This window comes from Mesorhizobium sp. M0340 (assembly GCF_040321535.1).
Classification (GTDB): Bacteria; Pseudomonadota; Alphaproteobacteria; order Rhizobiales; family Rhizobiaceae; genus Mesorhizobium.
Genome location: NZ_JAMYRR010000007.1, coordinates 1 through 17598, shown reverse-complemented (window position 1 = coordinate 17598; position 17598 = coordinate 1). Strand labels below are relative to the sequence as shown.

The window sequence follows — 17598 nt, the reverse complement described above, 5'->3', positions numbered from 1 at the left end:
ACCGCCGACGAAAGTTGGTCTGTTGCAAACCATTAGAATGAGCCCCGCCCGGATCGACCGGGCGGGGCTCATTGACGGCCTACTCGCCGTTGCGGCGGCTCGGGCGGGACCAGATCAGGCTGTAGGCTTCGCCGTCCTCGTCGTCGAAGAGGTTGGCGAAGATCGGGGTGTTGAAGCTCGGATCATCGAGCTTGAGGCCCAGATACTCGCGGCCCTCGTTGGAGCGCTTGGCCCAGGCGGCGCCGATCTCGGCTCGACCGACAAAGACCCGGTGGCTCGGAGCGTTCTCGCCGGTGGCGCGGGTTTCAGGAGTGATGCGGACGTTCCTGGCCTGGACGCCGAGGGTGACGATCTCCCCGGTGAACTCGTTGTTGCCGGACTTCTTGAAGGTGCCGATGGTCGCCATGGTGGTTCTCCTTGATCCTGTCTGTTTTCGAGCCCGCACCATTGCGGTCTCGATGGTGATCGACAGGCCGGAGGCGATCGCCGGCGCACCCTTGGGCCGGAGCGAAGCGAAGGATGGCGCGGGAGCGACTTTGTTGTTTCGCGAGGAATGCCGGCGCAGCCGGCAGGGGAAGAAAGTCGTGACGCGCCGTTGCGTTCAAGGCGATCGAGGCGTCAGCCGACCTTCGGCCAGATACACCCATCGATGAGACCGCTTCGGTGCGCTCGGGGTGGCCAACTCAGGATCAGGGCGATCCGCAATGGCGACCTGTGAACTGACTGCTGACTGCCAACCGGCAACCAGCTCAACGCCGATCGCCCTGCGCCCAGGTGCTGCTCCCAGGCGCTCGCGTCTCGCTGAACCATGCAGCGCCAAGCCGTGACGCGCCCGGTCGTATGACGATGTCTGGCAGGCGCTCGGTTATCGTTCCGACGTCAGCATCCAGAGTTAACCCCTGCCGGCGACGCGCCGCTCAACGTGTGCTTTGCTGAATTTTGCCGACAACGGTTGTGGTTTGCGTCGTGATTTGTCCGCCCCTGTCCAGCGACGCTGAACAGCGATGCGCAGTGCCTAGCCGCTCGTTCCGGGCAAGGGCTATCGGAAGCGGCTAACTTCAGTGAAGGATTTCCGGCGAGCAATGAAATCGTGCAGCAGCGGGAGGAAGAATGCCTTGCTGAAGCGGCCAATCGGAGGATCGGGCTCGAGGTAGAACGAGTGGCCGACGATGTCGGTGTTGAACTCGTCGAGAATGATCCAGAGCCGGAGATCCTGATCAAGGCCGGCTCGCCGCTTCTCTATTGCGGGAATCTCAGCGCTGAAACGGCTCGGCTCGGGCTGCTTGGTCGTGATGGGAAAGAACACGACCAGGTCGCCATTGGGTCGTTTTAGGCGCACGCCGACGGCGACGGGGCGTTGCTTGCGCCCTTCGGTTTCGCCCGTATTCGCCTGCCGTGCCCACAGATACGGATAGCGGATGACGCTCGCCGTCTGGATCAGGTCGTAACTCACGACCGGCTGCCTTCGTCATCTTTCGCATACGTGTCGACCGCGGCCTCGAATTCGCTGAACAGGCCGTCCGGCATCGTCTCGATTGTTCCGGACATGCGATTGTCGGATTGGCGCAGCAGCCGCTCATAGTCTTCGATATTGAGCAGCACCAGGCGCGGCTTATTGCGCTGGGTGATCGTAACAGGATGCCGGAGCGCTTCGGCGATGATGTCGCCAGACTTACGGGACAGATCGCTCGTCGAGTAGAAGCTGTCGGATCGGGGCATGGGTGCTCCTCTTGGAAATCATACATTGTTGGAATATACAGCAAATGCAAGTTTGCTGCAAATTCCAGCGGCGCGAAGTGCGGCCGATTAGCGGGAACGGTCCCCAGAGGGCGGCGCTCACGCGCCACCCGACCCTAGGCGATAGACCGGGATCCCCAGTTTGCGGGCCTTGTCTGCAAGATTGTCCTGGATGCCACTCCCTTGGAATACGATGACACCGATCGGCATGACGGCAAGCATCTGGTCGTTGCGCTTGAAGGGTGCGGCCTTGGCGTGCCTTGTCCAGTCGGGCTTGAAGGCGATCTGGGGCACCTTGCGACTGTCAGCCCATTTGGCGGCGATCAGTTCCGCCCCTTTGGGTGAGCCGCCATGCAAGAGAACCATGTCCGGGTGCTTGGCGTGGACCTGGTCGAGCTTTGCCCAGATCAGTTTGTGGTCCAGCGCATCACCGCCCGAGAAGACGATCTTGGGCCCGACGGGCAGCATCACTTCGGTCTCTGCGCGCTTCTTCGCGGCGAGGAAGTCACGACTGTCGATCATCGCGGCGGTCAGGTTGCGATGGCTGACCATGGAGCCGGTGCGCGGACGCCAGCTTGAACCTGTGTGACGCTCGAAGTGCTCTGCGGCCTGGTCTCGCATCAGTTCGAAAGCGTTCTGGCGTTCGATGAGGGTCTTGCCCTCGGTGATGAGGCGCTCGAGCTCGACGGATTTCACCTCGCTGCCGTCTTGCTCCCTTTGCGAGCGCTTCTGTGCCTGCTCGTTGCCGTCCAAATCGCGCACGATCCGCTCGGCTGCCCGGTGAAAGACATTGACGGTCGACCAGAGGAGATCGTCGAGGTCAGGTTCGAGGCGGGTATCTGCCAGCGCTGCGATCAGGGCGTCGAAGATGTCCGCGACCGCACCTGCGACCTCGTTGCCGTCCGGCAGCAGGCGCTGGTCGGGCTCGTCAGCGAAGGGGCGATAGCCGTAGAGCTGAAGTTCGTTGAGGAGGTGGTCGGTGGGTGAGGACTCGTGATGCGGTTCGTAGTCGTCGTGCTCGCGCATGGGATGCTCCGTCGGTTGGACCGCGACCGCCGCGGCCTTCATGGCGACGAACCACACGGGCCGGACGGCCGGGCACCCTGAGCGCGAGCGAAGGGCTTGATGACTAAGGCCGGCTATTTTGTCTCGCGATGGAAAGCGGCCTACGGCCGCGCCGGAAAATAGTCGGCCGCCGCCATTGCCTGGCTGGTCGGCTTGTGGGCCGATCGCCCTCCAAGGCCGAGGCGCGGTCCCTTCGACGGTTTGACGCATCTGCCACGTAGGGCGGCGTCCCGCACCCCCGGTTCTCCTGCCGGCTATGCCGTCAATGCCATGAAGCGGGCGACGTCCTGGGAGCTGACTTGCATTCGGCTCCGGCTGCGGAGTGCATCCAGGCCAAGGGTTCGAAGATCTTCGTTGAAGTCGCCGCACCGCGGTGAGATGACGATCGCCTCGATCCCGGCCGCACTCGCTCTTTCGACCAGGCTGTCACGTGCGCTTGTCCCCGCCGGATCGTCGTCGCGGAGGATATAGAGCCGGCGCAGTGTGTCCGGGAAGAGGACGGCGGCGAGATGGGCCGCCGAGAGCGCCGCCAGCATCGGCATGCAGGGCAAGACCTGTCGCACCGAAAGAACGGTCTCGATGCCTTCGCCGGCCGCCATGACTTCGCCGCCTGTGCCGAAGCGGACGGCGTTGCCGAGCAGATCGCCCATCGCTCGGCGCGGTGTATCTAGCGGCGCCTTGTCGAGGCGTCGCGGATCGAGCCAGGTCCGATGCGCCCCGGTGATCTTGCCGCCAAGGTCGGTGACGGCTGCGATCATCGCCGGCCAGGTCTCGGTGGGCGAAAGCTCATCGGGCCGATAGTAGCAGCGCGGGTGAAAGCGCAGGTGTCCGGTCCCGCGTAAATCCGTGATGCCGCGTTTGCGCAGGTACAACGCTGCCAGCGTGCCCGCGATCGGCTTTGACATGCCGAACAGTCGCCGGGCTGCGTCCGGCGACCCATGCGGTACAGGAGTTTGCGGTGTCCGCCTTGGCCTCGGTTCGGGCGGCGTGCTGAGAAAGGCCCGCGCTTCATCGGCGACATCCTTGAACTCGATCAGGCCGCAGCTCTCCCGGATCACGTCAAGGAGATCGCCATGTTCGCCGGTGGCGGCATCAGTCCATTTGCCGGCCGGGGCCTTGGGTGAATCCTTCAGCCGGACATACAAGGAGCGCCCGGGCGTGTTGCGCGCGTCCCCTACCAGCCAATAGCGGCCCTCGCGGCGACCGCTGGAGAGGTAATGATGGCATACCGCCTCTGCTTGATCGGCGAGACGACGGGCCAGATCATGTGGGCTTTCCGCCATGATGGGCTCCTTCAAACAAAAAGGCCCACCGTTGCCGGTGGGCCAGTTTCGCAGGTCGTTGACCTTCATTCGGCCGCGACGTCGGGAGGAGCATCGTGAGCGGCATCATTGTCGTTCGATGTGATGCATTCGGCCATGGCCGTTTCGCCGCCGTCCGCCGTCGTCTGTTCGCCGGTGGGCGCGGCTTCGGCTTCTGAAGCATCAGGCGATGTCTTGCCTGGCGCGCGCAACGGCTCGGGCAGCCAGGCCGTGTCGGCTAGGAGCGTCTCCGCCTCCTTGGCCATGTCGCCCTTCTTCAGATGCTCGATCCGATCAGCGGCGCGCTGGCCCTTTGCCTCCGCCACAGCCTGTAGAATACGAGCCTTCGTCACCCGGCCGAGATAGTTGTCCACGCTCGGCTTCCATCCTGCTGCCGCCATGTCGAGATCGACCGCCTGAACGAGCTGATCGGCATGGGCGAACGCTCGCGGCCGTCGGTTCCAAGGCTCATACACGGCATTGACCGAGAGGCTGACGATGTGAGCGAACAGCCCCGCCTGGCTGTCGCCGTCCCACTCCCGCAGGGCGTCCCAGAGGTCGGCCGACTCCTTCGGGAGAGCCTTGGCCCAGCTTTCGTGCCGCGCGCGGATCGCCTCGGCCAACGCGCTGTCGTTCAGCCCTGGTGCTTGCGTCCCGAAGCTGACGCTCTTCAGGTCAAGCTCGAGGCAACTATCCGAGCCGTAGTGGTAGAAGGCTTTCAGTGTGAGAACGTGCAGTGCCGCGAGGAAGGCCACGTCCGGCCGCTCGCCCAGCGCTTGGCGCAGGCCCAGCGTGCGATGCGAGGTCAGCTCAGTCATCAGCCGATCGGAGATGGGCGAAAGGCCCTCATCCTCCTCCGGTTCGGCTGGGGGCTCGGCCGTGACAATCCCGTCTCCAGAGCCGGCCGCCATGGCGCATTCGGTTTCGCTGACGTCGGCCGAGTTGGACTCTGGCTCGACCGGCAGTTCGTCTTCCGGCCGGACGTAGCCACGCTCGACACGAAGCTGGCCATCAGGGCCTATGCTGACGAAGGCGCCGGCGCGGGCGATCTCGGCCGCGTCAAACACCACAGGGCGGGTCTCGAAAGCTTCCAGGCCGGTTTCCAGCTCCGACAGGCGCTCGTCCACCTCGTCGGGCAATTCCCCGGCGTTCTGATATTGATCGGATAGCCGATCGAACTCGACCTGGAGCGCATCGCGGGTCGCTTCCTCCTCGGCCGTGAGCGCGACGGTCTCGCCGCGGAGCTGGCGCAGGCCGAAAGCATGGCCGTAGGGGAAATCGGGGGCGACCTCGATCCACTTCCAGCCTTCGGCGGCGATCGTTTGGGATTCGACCTTCAGCTTGTCGGCCACAATCTGGTCTACCAGAGACACATCCTGCAGCCAGCCGCCGTCATCGCCTTGAAACAGGTCGCGCAGCACCGTTCCGCCGGCCGCGACATAAGCGTCCAGGCCGATGAACTGCGCCCGCTTGTCCGTAGCGCGAACGGCACCTTCGGTGAGCATCCGGCGGATGGTGTAGGGCTGCTTGTCGTAGGAGACCTTCAGTCGCTCGAACACCTGTTCCTGCCGCCCATGGTCGCTCGACACGGTGAAGGCCATGAGCTGGTCGAGCGTCATACCGTCCTTGGCATAGACGTCGAGCAGCATCGGCGAGACCGAGGCGAGCTTCAGCCGCTGCTTGACGACATTGACTGAGACGAAGAAGGCGGCCGCGATCTCTTCCTCGGACTGCCCCTTCTCGCGCAGCGCCAGGAACGCCCGGAACTGATCGAGCGGGTGCAGCGGCGCGCGCTGGACGTTCTCGGCCAGCGAATCCTCCTCGGCGATGCCGCTGTCGCGAACGATGCAGGGCACCGGCGCCGTCTTGGCGAAGCGTTTCTGCTTCACGAGCAGCTCCAGCGCCCGGTAGCGCCGGCCGCCGGCGGGGATCTCGAACATGCCGGTCTCCGCGCCAGCCTGATCGACGACCGGGCGCACGCTGAGGCCCTGCAACAGACCGCGGCGAACAATGTCCTCGGCCAGTTCCTCGATCGAGACGCCGGCCTTCACGCGCCGGACGTTTGACTGGCTGAGCACGAGCTTGTTGAAGGGGATGTCGCGCGAGGGCGAAAGGGTGATTTTCTGAACGGCGCTTGCCATGGGATTCTACTCCGCGACGGGCGGCCGAAAGCCTCTCTCTCGACCTCCAACCCGTCACGAAATGAAAGCGCCGCCCTCTCACTCTAGGAGGGCGACGCCATAGCCTGGAAAAAGTGGGCGAGCACAAACGGATGGGCGCGCTGTGCTGGTTTCCCAAAATCCCGATGTCGATGCTCGCGTCGGCCTATGCTGCCTCCCGTGTCTGATCGTGGCTGGCGGCGGCTTCCCCATCGGGCACGAACGAGAGCAGCCAATCCGCCGCCTTGCTCGCCTGCGAGGCAGCGCGCACGATGGCGCGATTGTCCTCGCGCAGCACCTCCAGCCACGACCCGATGTAATCCGCGTGCCTGACAGTGGGCGCGATGCCGAATGACGCGCAGCAGAAGGCGGCGTTGATCTCGGCGACCAGCTCTTCGAAGGCGTACTTCTTTGTCCCGAAGCTGCCGGTCAAGTCGCGGCCCAGACGAGACACATGGCCGGTAGCATGGCCAAGCTCGTGCAGCGCCGTGCGGTGCCAGTTGATAGGCTCGAAAAAATCCTGGGGTGGCGGGACCTGCACATAGTCGAGCGCCGGCATATAGAAAGCGCTGTTGCCGCCGATGCGGAAGTCGATTCCGGTCGCGCGGATCAGGGCCTCGACCCTCGGCTCGACCAGGTGGAGATCCGGGGGCGGCGCCACGATCGCGACCTCATCCGGCAGATCTTCGCACTGAGCGACATTGAAAACCGTGAAGCGCTTCAGGAACGGTATTGCTTGGGCTTCCTCTTCGGTCTCCCGGGCGCGCTGCTTTTCCTCTTCGGACACGAAACGATCGGCATAGACGACCGTCGTGCCGTGTTCGCCCTTGCGGACATTGCCCCCGAGCGTGAGGGCTTGGCGGAAGGTGAGCCAGCTCTGGGAGGGAAAGGCGTGCTCGATCACGGCACCCCACAGAAGCAGCACATTGATCCCGGAATAGCGGCGGCCAGTAGTGGCGTTCGTCGGAAGGCACAGCGGTGTCTCCGCCGTCGGCCCTCGCCAGGGCTGAACCCATGGCACGCGGCCAACTTCCAGATCGGCGATGATCTTGTCGGTGATTTCGTCATAAAGGCTCACCCGGTCCGCACTGCGCCGGCTGCGTTCATGTCTGGACATCGCGATTCTCCGCGACGGGCGCGGGAGACCTCTTCTCCAGCCTCAACCCGTCACGGCAAACCAAGTCCACACTTTCACTCTGGCCAGGTCCGGCCCCCCTCCAGCAGATCATCCTTACTGCAGCAGACGGGAAGATTGAGATCGACCTTCGAGGCGATCTCTGCGCAGTAGGCGGACGAGATCGGCCTCTCTCCTGTCCTATTTTTACGCCGCAGCCGTCCTTTGCCGCACCGAGCGGTCCGACCCGTTCCCGGCATCCCTTGTATGAGGTAGCGTGAGACCTTTCAGCGAATTGGCCACCACAGCGAAGTATGGCCCGCGAGGCGATGTGCAGCGAGAAAAGGCGTGAAAAGTACGCTCGGCGTTCTTACCCCACCATTGTTCGGCATCAATCGGGAACAGGCAGCGGGGGCCATTGGCGTTAGCCCGACGACGTTCGACCAGATGGTAGCGGACGGCCGCATGCCACAGCCGCGAATGCCCAGCAAAGAGCGCTATGTCTGGGACGTTGAGGAACTGGCAGAGGCGTTCCGGCGTCTGCCCCATCGCAACAGCAGGCTTGACGGGGAGTCCCTCAGCGACAATCCTTGGGATCGCAAATAATGGATGTTGCGAGCATCGCTGTGAAATTCAATCTCAAAGGCGTCGTTGAAGACCGTGATCGACACGGCAATGTCCGGCTCTACTTCCGTGCACCAGGCAGAAAGAAGGTCCGTCTCCGCGAGGCGCCGGGATCCGCGGAGTTTCACGAGGAGGTTCGCTGTGCGCGGGAAGGTATTCCTTACCTCCGGACACGAACCCTACCCGCGCCTGCCCCGCGCCCGGCGGCATCGCGAGGTACCTTGTTGTGGCTGTGCCAGGAGTATTTCCGACGGGGCGGCACTGAAGTTGGCGAAGCTACCATGCTTCGCCGACGGGCGATTCTGGAAGCTGTTTGCAAGCTTCCACACCCGCTTCACGGGCCTGTCGACCGCGAATTTCCGACTAAGGGCACCCTGCCCTTTGCAGCAATAAAACGGGCTCACGTCAAAGAGCTCCGGGACACACGGGCCGATGCTCCGGGAGCTGCGAACAACATAACGAAGGCCATCAGCGCAATGTTTGCATGGGCGAAGGATGCCGAGATTATCGACGTCAACCCTGCAAACGGGATAAAGCGCCTCACCACGGGCGACGGTGAAGGTTTTCACACTTGGGAAGTGTCCGAGATCGTCGAGTATGAGAACCGGCATCCGCGCGGGACGATGGCTCGCATGGCACTGGCAATTTTCATGTTCACGGGGCTGCGGCTGTCCGATGCGGCAATCTTCGGCAGGCAACACATCACAGAGGTTCACAACAAGAATACAGGTAACTGGGAGAAGTGGATCCGGATCAAGCCGGGCAAGACAGATAAAAGCAAGGTGCGCAGCCAGTCGGTGATCGTCGAATTGCCGTTGCTGCCGGAACTCGAGGCCGAGCTTTCCTGCGCACCGGTGGGCAACCTCACATTCCTCGTTACCGAGTATGGCCGGCCCTTTTCGGAAAATGGCCTTGGGAACAAAATGCGCCAATGGTGCGATGAAGCCGGACTTCCCAACTGCAGCGCCCATGGAGTGCGCAAGGCAGGTGCCACCGTCGCTGCAGAAAACGGTGCCACGCACGAGCAGCTGAAAGCGATATATGGCTGGACAACCTATCAGCAGCCTGACCACTACATCCGCAAGGCGCGCCGCCGGATAGTGGCTCAGTCAGCCCGAACCCTGCTGGTATACGATCGAAACGAGAACGAAAATGTCCCACTTTTTGACGGGGTTGAAGAAGGTGGGACAAAAAAGACCAAAAACAGCAGTTAAATCAATGGCAGCAGGAGCCAATGGTGGGCCCGGAGTAACCCATATATATCGCAAATTTGCCAATTATATCAAAGGTAGTGGAAGTCGCCTCCAAGAACATACCAACATTTATACCAACAGGCAGCGCAACCACCTCGTTAGCCTGCGCAATCGACTTACGGCTATCGCTTCGAACGCAGCGCCTTCGATAGAGCAGAGCGAGTGGGCACAATCAGACAGTTTCAGTCCGAAGCGGGAGATCGCTGAGATTTTTCGGATATTGTGCGATTTCGGACCTGAGAGAGTATCAGTGTAACGCCAAGAACCCTTCCGTTCAGATTGTCGATATGGCCGGTAAAGTCCATGATCCTTCCGAACTCGATTTTGAGCCTCTCATGAAATATGTGCCTTTTTTGGGCGAGATAGAATTACCTGAGAGCGTTTGTGGCGGCTTGGAACCATGCAGGCTACCCCAATGCGTATGCATTAAGGTGTTTCGGTCGTTGCTAGCCTTCTTAAGATCGGCAACTAATCGGGTGATTGATTCCGGCATCGTAGCGGTGGTCATGTCGGAAAGGGAAGCCAGCTTTTTGAAGCAATCTTTCCAAAAATCCATCTTCTTGTCGAACGAAAATGGTGGGCTGCTAGCTAACCGATTTCCGCCAAGAACATCGTACAGGGACTGAGTGTTGATATCGACTTGGAATTCAATGTTCGACCACACTACGCATACGCGTCCTATTGCTGAGTAGAATGCGAGATGCACGTCTGTCTCGTGTTCGAATAGGAAGTCCCTATAGGACGGTTCACGCTCCATGCACGGCACCCCAAAGATAAAGACCGGGACGAAACCAAGCGCATTATGGAGCGGTTGGCGAAGGCGGACGTTCGAGCCGCTTCAAAAACCAGATTCGCGAAAAATGCTAGGAGCGCCCGCCGTCGAGCGGAGCTTGCTCTTCAACGCCGGATGATCGACTTCAAGCTGAACATCCTTCTGCTCCGCACGCAATCTTGCGTAACCACGGATCACTTTCTCCGAAAACTCGTACCACCCCTGCCGCGTGGCCGACAGGATAGCGGCATAACTCGGCTTCTTTAGATTGTTAATGCGCGCATTGAATTTTTCGCGCTGAAGTGGCTCAAGTTCTTGGGACTTCATTATCCTAACATACGAGGCGTAGATGTCTCTGCTACTACGTTGCAACTCATGTCCATCTGCGACTGCCCATAGCAAGCTCTCGTAATCGTTCGTGTACTTGCGTGTGGCGGTCTCATAAGGCTGTTTAAGCTTCATCTCCATCGCATCGCTTGCGTCGGACATCGCCAGTTGGAAAAGGTCCCCTGTCACCCTGCCCTCGTTTTCGGCCTCATACACCCGCCAGAAGAGCTTTTCGGACAGCAAGTGCACATAGTGTGGAAATCCATCAGAGATCTTCGCGATCCGATATACGGTCGTGTCATCGATCTCTATGCCCAGCCGCTGGGCTGCTATCCTGATAATTTCATTTCTGGCGTCGTAAGGTAGTTGACCAAGTTTGACGGTATGGAAGTATCGATCTGCACTGCCGTGCGCCGCCATAATTGCATCGACGCTTTCGCCGATCCCACAGAAGATAAAGCGCGCCGGAATGTGTCTATCGGATATCTGCTTGATAAAATTGGCGAAATTCCCTTGCTCTTCTCGGCTCTGCAACTGGTCGAACTCATCGATAACAACGACGGGGTTCGACGTGAAATTCTCGCAAAGAAATTTGGTAAGACGGACCGCTTCGTTGATCGACCCCGGTTCGGCGATGCGACCTTCGTGCGTCGTAATCTTTCTGCCGATAGTGGCGCCTAGATTACCAAATGCCAGTCCGTTCTCGGTGATGGTCGCAGCAATCCTTGGGTTCTTGCTGACAGCTTCATCGAACATATCGCGCATGGCGCTGCCAAAGGTTGAATTCTTGTCGCATCCGATAACAATCGGATCCATGCCGCCGGTTGACATTCCATAGGCGGCTGTCTGGGCTAGAGAGGATTTTCCGACACCTCGGAATCCATGAATGAAGACGTGGCGGCCAGCCGAGTAAAGCGCCTTCTCGATGCCATCAAGTTGCTCCTGCCTGCCCCTTAAGAATTCCGGAGAATGAAGCGGCCGTGAAGGAGAGAGAACCTCCGATAATATTCGGCCGAAATGACCCCTTGTTTGGGTAATTACAGGAGTAAGGCCGCGCAACTGAGTCGTCATGGCGAGACGATACACGCTGTCAGAAATATTCGGTAGTCCTCTGCCCCTGTGGGGCAATCTGCCGTTTTCTTCAGGCTCGCTCCCTTCACAACGGCGCAATACGTGCTCGCTACTATCCTTGTTGCAAGAAGTAAGTTCTGCTATGATGCGAGTGCAAAGGGGGGAATTCAAAATGTCAAAGCGCAGTTTTCTGTCGCCGATGGCTTTGTCGGCCACTATGATTCTTGGCACCCAAGTTCAGGCCGCAGTGCTTGTTGAGCCACTAGATCAGGTCTCCAGTGGCGTTTCTCAAGCCGGAACGGCTTCTGCTAGCCTTGGCTACGGCGAGGTCCTCGACCGTTCGCAGGGTGCGGATGTTCTTATGGCCTATCACACCAGCCATTCGAGCCATTCAAGCCACGGGTCTCACTGCTCCGGTTATAGCTACTGCTGATGGCCGACGGTTCTGGCGAGAGCGAGCTCGTCCCCGCCGCCCAAGCCAAGTTTGATCTTTCAGTCTTTGACCTGGACTGCGTGAAGCGGGCTGCCTACCGGGTGACGGGAAACGCTGCGGTCGAGATCACACTTGAGGATGGCTTTGCGGTCTGCGCGCTTATCTTCACCAAAGCAGTAACGCGAGCTGCGGCCGAGACAGCCATAGAACGGCTGCGCTTGGAGGTCTTGGATCAGGACTTGCGTAGCAGCATCGCCGCCGAAACCGCCACGGTTAGAAACGCGATCCTGGCATTGGCATTTTCCAGATCGGGCCTGCAGTCTGATGACTAAGTTTGCTCCGGCAACTGAGTTCCAACGACCGTTGGACGACACATACCAGCTCGCATACTTCCGTTTTTCCCAATTGGACGACGACCGGTATGTGCTAACCAACCAAGCGGGCGAATATCTGGTATTGCCGCGCGCCGTGCTGGCTTCGTTTGTCAAGCACGAGCTCCCCAGCACACACCCTGCCTACTCCCGCCTGCGCAGCAGGCAGTTCCTCTTTGATGCATCTTCCAATATCGGCAAGGAGCTGCTGGCGCTGAAGGTCCGGACCAAGGCAAAAAGACTGGAGAACTTCACATCGCTCCACATAATGGTCGTGTCGCTGCGTTGCGAGCACTCCTGCCCTTACTGTCAGGTATCCCGCCAAAGCGAAGATCGTTCAGCGTTCGATATGTCCGAAGAGACTGCCGAAAAGGCTTTGGGACTCATTTTTCAATCTCCAAGCCCGGCTATTAAGATTGAGTTCCAGGGTGGTGAGCCGCTTCTGAATTTCCCGTTGATCCAACACGTCGTGCATCGGGCTGAAAAGATCAACGAGGTTGCCGGGCGGTCGCTGCAGTTCGTCATCACGACGAACCTCGCCGTCATTACGGACGAAATCTTGGAGTTCTGTCGCGAGCACAGCATTCTAATTTCCACGTCGCTCGACGGACCGGCCACTCTTCACAATGCCAATCGACCACGCCCGGGAAAGAACAGCTACGAGTTGGCTGTGGCAGGCATCAATAAGGGCAGACTGGCTCTTGGCAATGAGCGCGTGAGCGCACTTATGACGACCACGAAGGCCAGCCTTTCACTTGTGCGCGAGATCATTGACGAATACGTCCGGCTAAATTTCCCCGGAATATTTCTTCGGCCACTTTCTCCATACGGTTTTGCGGTAAAGACGAAGTCATACGCTGCCTATGATGTAGACCGCTGGCTCGACTTCTATTTTGACGGGCTGAACTACATCCTGGAACTGAATCGGAACGGCACTCCTTTCAAGGAATTTTACGCAGCCACCATCCTTACAAAGATGCTCACGCCTTTCGAGCCGGGATACGTGGACCTGATGAGCCCGGCAGGTATCGGCATCTCCGGCGTTGTCTACAACTATGACGCCAGCGTCTACGCATCCGACGAAGCGCGAATGTTGGCTGAAATGGGCGACAAGACATTTCTGCTCGGGAATGTCCACGAAAACACCTACGCTGAGATTTTCGGGTCCGACGCTCTCCTAGATCCTATCGAGCAGTCTTTTGCAGGCTCCGTGCCAATGTGCGCCGAGTGCGCTTACGAACCGTTCTGTGGTTCCGATCCAGTATTCCACACGGCGACACAGGGCGATTTTGTCGGCCTCAAAACGCGATCTGGTTTCTGCAATCGCAACATGTCGATCTTCAAGAGGCTAATCAGCCTGATGGAGAGCGACGTGACCGCTCGGGAACTGTTTCTAAGCTGGGCGAACTAGTATGCTGCGTCTGAGTGGGTTCGCCTCGTCAGCAAACGTCGGTGACTTCGCGCATCGGGTGGCTCTTAGGCTGGTTGCGGGCCAAGCGGATCAAGCGCCTAACCCGGAGCATGATGCGTATCTTTTCAAGGGGCAGGGGTTTCATTCTGAATGCCAGTGGGTTGTCACCTTTGAGGAGCATCGGCCGGAGGCTGAGCGACTGTTTTCAGACCGACGACTAGTCGTTCTGCCCCACGAGTTCGACTACCTCAGCGAGGGAGACGTTATCCGCTTTGTGCCGGATCGGAAGGCAGTGCGCGTCCTGTTCAGAAAGAATGCCAACGCGAACTATTTCCTCGTAACGGAGCGGTGTAATCACCTGTGCTTGATGTGCTCCCAGCCGCCCAAAGACGTTGATGACCGGTGGCTGGCGCGAGAAATCCTGGAAGTGCTGCCCCTGCTGCCAGCAACGACCCCGTTTCTTGGGATCACCGGCGGTGAGCCAACGCTGGTGGGGGAGGACTTTTTTGACATTTTGTCCTCGGCACGTGACCACCTTCCTTCTACGCCAGTTCATATTCTTTCCAACGGCCGAACATTTAAGGACAAGGCCTTCTCGCATCGTTATCAAGCAATCGGGCATCCTCGTCTGTCCGTTGGCATACCGATCTATTCCGCCGACCCTGAAGTTCACGATTACGTGGTTCAGTCCAAGGGCGCTTTTGACGAGACTATCCGCGGGATTATGAATCTGAAGTCCGTCGGGGCTGAGGTTGAGATTCGAGTTGTCGTTCACAAGCAGACCTATCAGGGTCTTGCTGACCTATCGGACTTCATTTTCAGAAATCTGACCTTCGTCGACCACGTGACGTTCATGGGGCTTGAGATCACCGGGTATACTAGAGCAAACATGGATAAGCTCTGGATGGACCCATACGACTATCGAAGCGAGCTACGGGCGGGGGTGCAATATCTGGCTGCGGCCAGAATCAATGTTTCGGTCTATAATCACCAGCTCTGTTTACTCGACGGTTCGATCCGTCAGTACGCAAAACGGTCAATCAGCGACTGGAAGAATGAGTATGTTGATGAGTGCAGCAGCTGCACCCTGCGTGACGAATGTGGAGGCTTCTTTTCGTCCAGCAACCTCGCGAGAAGCTCTCACATTGCGGCCTTCCAATAGAAAAACACGTGTAGGCGGACCTCCGGCTTTCGCATACGCTTAGCCAACGGCCCATCCAAGGAAGACGAAGCCGACGCGCATAGTCGCTAGTCTGATTTCTCGTATAGCCTTTGTATTTGCGTTCGGCTGAGCGGAATTAAGATTCCGCAACAGTCACTTGACACCGGGAGATGTCGAGCAGAAACTGCTAATTTACAAACGATGCATCCCGAAGTGGCATAGAATGTGCTCCGGCCAAAGTCGGGCGCAAGCCGATTACATTGTTCCTACCTAGGAAGAACTTACATTTACTTTTGCTCGTATCGAGGGGCGCGGATATGCGTAGTGTTTGTAGATTGTCGCTCATAGTTGCTGCATGCATATCGCCGTTTGCGACAAATGCGCAGGACAAAGTAGATGAAGCGGACAGCCGTCCCTTCATACCAATTGAGCGAATAACCCATCCAGATCCATCTTCTCAGATAGAGCCTACGAACGGGTGGCTTACCTCTAGCGAAACTGCGCTCATAGCGAAGTGCGTCGAGGCACAAGCTAAGTTGCAGCCCTATTCATCACAACAGTCTGAATTTCTCCGCGTCAGCACAAAAAACACGTTGGAGAAAACGTTAGGAATTTCGGCGTCAGCTAGCGGAAAATATTATGGTGCGAGCGGGAACGCATCATACAACATGTCGCAAACACTAAAGTTGTCCGAAGATAAGATTTACGTGGTTGGTAACCATTTTGTAATTGTAGCCTCTAACGTCTTAACAAATTCAGCCTCCAGCATTGATACAGAACTACCCTCTCCTGAACCGATCACCGAGGCCTTTTCGACCGACCTCAACGCCAAAATTCCAAATGTCGGATTAAAGCAGAGCGCATTAGACCTATTGAATAGAGACCCGTCGTCATTTCTAGAAACGTGCGGTGACAGTTATGTAACATCGGTGCTTTTCGGAGGCGTGCAATCGGTCGGGCTTGTACTCGATATAAAAACTCGGGATGAATTTAACTCGGTTTCTGGAAGTATAGGAGGAGGTTTTGACGGGGGAGTAGTGGGTGGGAGCGCGTCGTTGACGGTGAATTCAACAATCCGAAAATACTCTGAGAAGAAGAAGCTTAGTATTCTTGAGTCTCGTACTGGTGCAGATCGCACGGCATCGGCGATAACTTTGGAGGAACTGGAGCAGCGGTTCAAAAGCTTCCCGACTGAAGTCGCAACCTATCTTGCAGGTGACAAAACTCCGATATTTGTAAGCCTTCGACGTTATGATATGCTTTCTAATTGGCCGGAAGGAAAAATATTTCCATCTGAGTGGGGCAACAGTGTATTTCTCGCTCAAGAGGAAGCCGCGCTGGATGACTTAATTCATATCACGAGAGATGTAATTGACAGCTCGAATGTCCAGATACTGGACGAGCGAGTTAGTGAGGAGACCCTCAGAAAATCAGAATCTACAATTCAGTCTGAGTTAAATTTGATACGGAATCGGCGGGCAGCCTGTAGTGCTGAGCCCGGCAAATGCGACATTACAAATTTGTGGAAGGACGATCTCGACGCTCGCCTTCTACTGCCCGTTAGGAAGGACGAAGTTCCAGCTTGGAAAACTCTTAACACCACGGAACGGAGGCTTGCCGCGGCGAAGGCAAAGCCGTGTCCTTTTAATCCGGAAGCATGTAAAAAAGAGATCAGGATTTTGACTTCGCGGCTGGGACCTCAACGCGAAGCGTTGCGCATCGATGCTATTAACGCGCGCATCGCCAAATGGCTGAAGAGAACAAATGATATACGATGCGACGGAGCCCAGCAGGCACGCTGGGGCTGCGTCAATTCTGGCATCATTGAAGCCTACCGAGCCAAACTTCTCGAACCACCAGCACCAGCTCCGGCGTCAGCTATGGAACCTGCAATGGCAGGAGAACCAGAAGTGACCTTTTTGACTGTCTCCGAACTTCCCACTGTTACAGTCAATTGCGTCTGTGATACAAAGAATAACCCTTCCTGGTGTGCGCTTCCGCTTGGAAATTTCGACCAAATTAGCTACACACGTGTCTCTCGCCAAACTCCCAATGATCCCTGGACTCCGGAGTTTACTGCGATATATTGCCAGCGTCATCATGAAGAAACTTGCTTGTGCGATGACTTGAAATATTTCCATGGGTCTGTCGACCAATAGCACCAAAACGGAGCCCTCTCAGCCGAGTATCGGACGACGGCAGCTGCTTTGATGTCCGCCGAGCAGGTTTAAGGATCATCTCACGACGAGGTATGACCTGCCACGGGTAATTTCCTCCATCTGGGATTCAGAGTGACGGAATGCTCGGTTCGCGTGTGGGCGGCGCGCGATTTCTGTTGGCTGATACAAGGCTGAGGGATGCCGTGCGAATATTTCTGCTCTACTCGATGCGCGAAGCATCCGTGGCAGGGTGCGTTTACTTTTCTCGACTCCGAGATTGCAAGATCTGTGACAACTAGCTAATGTTTCATCTCAGCTCTTGCCTTACTTTGTGTAATTCCCGGAATGGCGTTGGCTTACTGAACGAGGATGATGAGTTCAAAATAGACAACGGACGGTTCGACATGTGGATTCGTGGGTTAGCAACCGACAATTCGACTGTCCTATCATGCCCTCTTTCCACGATTGACTACGACTTCATCAACTAGCAAGGCGGCAGCCGGGAGCCATTTCGGAGCGAACGTGCGTATCTGGCGCTAGCAGGCTGTTGAAGAAGTATGTCGCGCGGCCTTGAGGATGACCTCATCGCCGTTGTGATAGGCAAACGTGATTTCGATGGAGCCATCGTCGAGCAATTCG

Annotated in this window: 15 protein-coding genes; 6 read left to right on the top strand and 9 right to left on the bottom strand. The window is 57.9% G+C overall.

All coding sequences use genetic code 11. The features are described 5' to 3' along the window. Positions 1-79: 79 nt before the first annotated feature. The 7 genes from NKI79_RS12460 to NKI79_RS12430 form a co-directional block, all read right to left on the bottom strand. The gene (locus NKI79_RS12460) at positions 80-406 is read right to left on the bottom strand and encodes a DUF736 domain-containing protein (protein WP_352801850.1); all 327 of its coding nucleotides are present in this window, start codon (positions 404-406) and stop codon (positions 80-82) included. Between the two features lie 633 nt (positions 407-1039). Beyond that, positions 1040-1453 (bottom strand): hypothetical protein, encoded by a 414-nt coding sequence (locus NKI79_RS12455; RefSeq protein WP_352801849.1) that lies wholly within the window; start codon positions 1451-1453, stop codon positions 1040-1042. Continuing rightward, the gene (locus NKI79_RS12450) at positions 1450-1719 is read right to left on the bottom strand and encodes a type II toxin-antitoxin system prevent-host-death family antitoxin (protein WP_149790724.1); all 270 of its coding nucleotides are present in this window, start codon (positions 1717-1719) and stop codon (positions 1450-1452) included. Before NKI79_RS12450 ends, NKI79_RS12455 begins: the two co-directional genes overlap by 4 nt. 117 nt (positions 1720-1836) lie before the next feature. Continuing rightward, the gene (locus NKI79_RS12445) at positions 1837-2763 is read right to left on the bottom strand and encodes an SLOG family protein (RefSeq protein WP_352801847.1); all 927 of its coding nucleotides are present in this window, start codon (positions 2761-2763) and stop codon (positions 1837-1839) included. Positions 2764-3056: 293 nt separating this feature from the next. Further along, positions 3057-4085: a DUF7146 domain-containing protein gene (locus NKI79_RS12440; protein WP_352802084.1), complete on the bottom strand. Its 1029-nt coding sequence runs from the start codon at positions 4083-4085 to the stop codon at positions 3057-3059. A 65-nt stretch (positions 4086-4150) separates the two neighbouring features. Then, positions 4151-6244: a ParB/RepB/Spo0J family partition protein gene (locus tag NKI79_RS12435; RefSeq protein WP_352801846.1), complete on the bottom strand. Its 2094-nt coding sequence runs from the start codon at positions 6242-6244 to the stop codon at positions 4151-4153. 184 nt (positions 6245-6428) lie between these two features. After that, the gene (locus NKI79_RS12430; RefSeq protein ID WP_352801844.1) at positions 6429-7379 is read right to left on the bottom strand and encodes an ArdC family protein; all 951 of its coding nucleotides are present in this window, start codon (positions 7377-7379) and stop codon (positions 6429-6431) included. Between the two features lie 345 nt (positions 7380-7724). Between NKI79_RS12430 and NKI79_RS12425 the strand changes: the two genes are divergently transcribed. Together NKI79_RS12425 and NKI79_RS12420 are read left to right on the top strand one after the other, a co-directional pair. Further along, a complete protein-coding gene (locus tag NKI79_RS12425) occupies positions 7725-7982 on the top strand; it encodes a helix-turn-helix transcriptional regulator (RefSeq protein ID WP_352801842.1) in 258 nt (85 codons plus the stop codon). Continuing rightward, positions 7982-9214, top strand: a complete 1233-nt coding sequence (locus tag NKI79_RS12420; protein WP_352801841.1) for a tyrosine-type recombinase/integrase — start codon at positions 7982-7984, stop codon at positions 9212-9214. Before NKI79_RS12425 ends, NKI79_RS12420 begins: the two co-directional genes overlap by 1 nt. 313 nt (positions 9215-9527) lie before the next feature. Here NKI79_RS12420 and NKI79_RS12415 read toward each other — a convergent pair whose 3' ends face one another. Further along, a complete protein-coding gene (locus NKI79_RS12415; protein WP_352801839.1) occupies positions 9528-10010 on the bottom strand; it encodes a hypothetical protein in 483 nt (160 codons plus the stop codon). Positions 10011-10091: 81 nt separating this feature from the next. Beyond that, complete coding sequence (locus NKI79_RS12410) at positions 10092-11639, bottom strand: AAA family ATPase (RefSeq protein WP_352801838.1); 1548 nt, start codon at positions 11637-11639, stop codon at positions 10092-10094. Between the two features lie 216 nt (positions 11640-11855). Between NKI79_RS12410 and NKI79_RS12405 the strand changes: the two genes are divergently transcribed. From NKI79_RS12405 to NKI79_RS12390, 4 genes are all read left to right on the top strand, one after another. Continuing rightward, positions 11856-12188, top strand: a complete 333-nt coding sequence (locus NKI79_RS12405; protein WP_352801837.1) for an HxsD-related protein — start codon at positions 11856-11858, stop codon at positions 12186-12188. A 31-nt stretch (positions 12189-12219) separates the two neighbouring features. Then, the gene (gene hxsB, locus NKI79_RS12400) at positions 12220-13638 is read left to right on the top strand and encodes a His-Xaa-Ser system radical SAM maturase HxsB (protein ID WP_352801836.1); all 1419 of its coding nucleotides are present in this window, start codon (positions 12220-12222) and stop codon (positions 13636-13638) included. Between the two features lies 1 nt (position 13639). Further along, positions 13640-14800 (top strand): His-Xaa-Ser system radical SAM maturase HxsC, encoded by a 1161-nt coding sequence (gene hxsC / locus NKI79_RS12395; protein WP_352801835.1) that lies wholly within the window; start codon positions 13640-13642, stop codon positions 14798-14800. A gap of 536 nt (positions 14801-15336) precedes the next feature. Next, the gene (locus NKI79_RS12390) at positions 15337-16959 is read left to right on the top strand and encodes a hypothetical protein (RefSeq protein WP_352801834.1); all 1623 of its coding nucleotides are present in this window, start codon (positions 15337-15339) and stop codon (positions 16957-16959) included. The last annotated feature ends 639 nt before the right edge of the window (positions 16960-17598 follow it).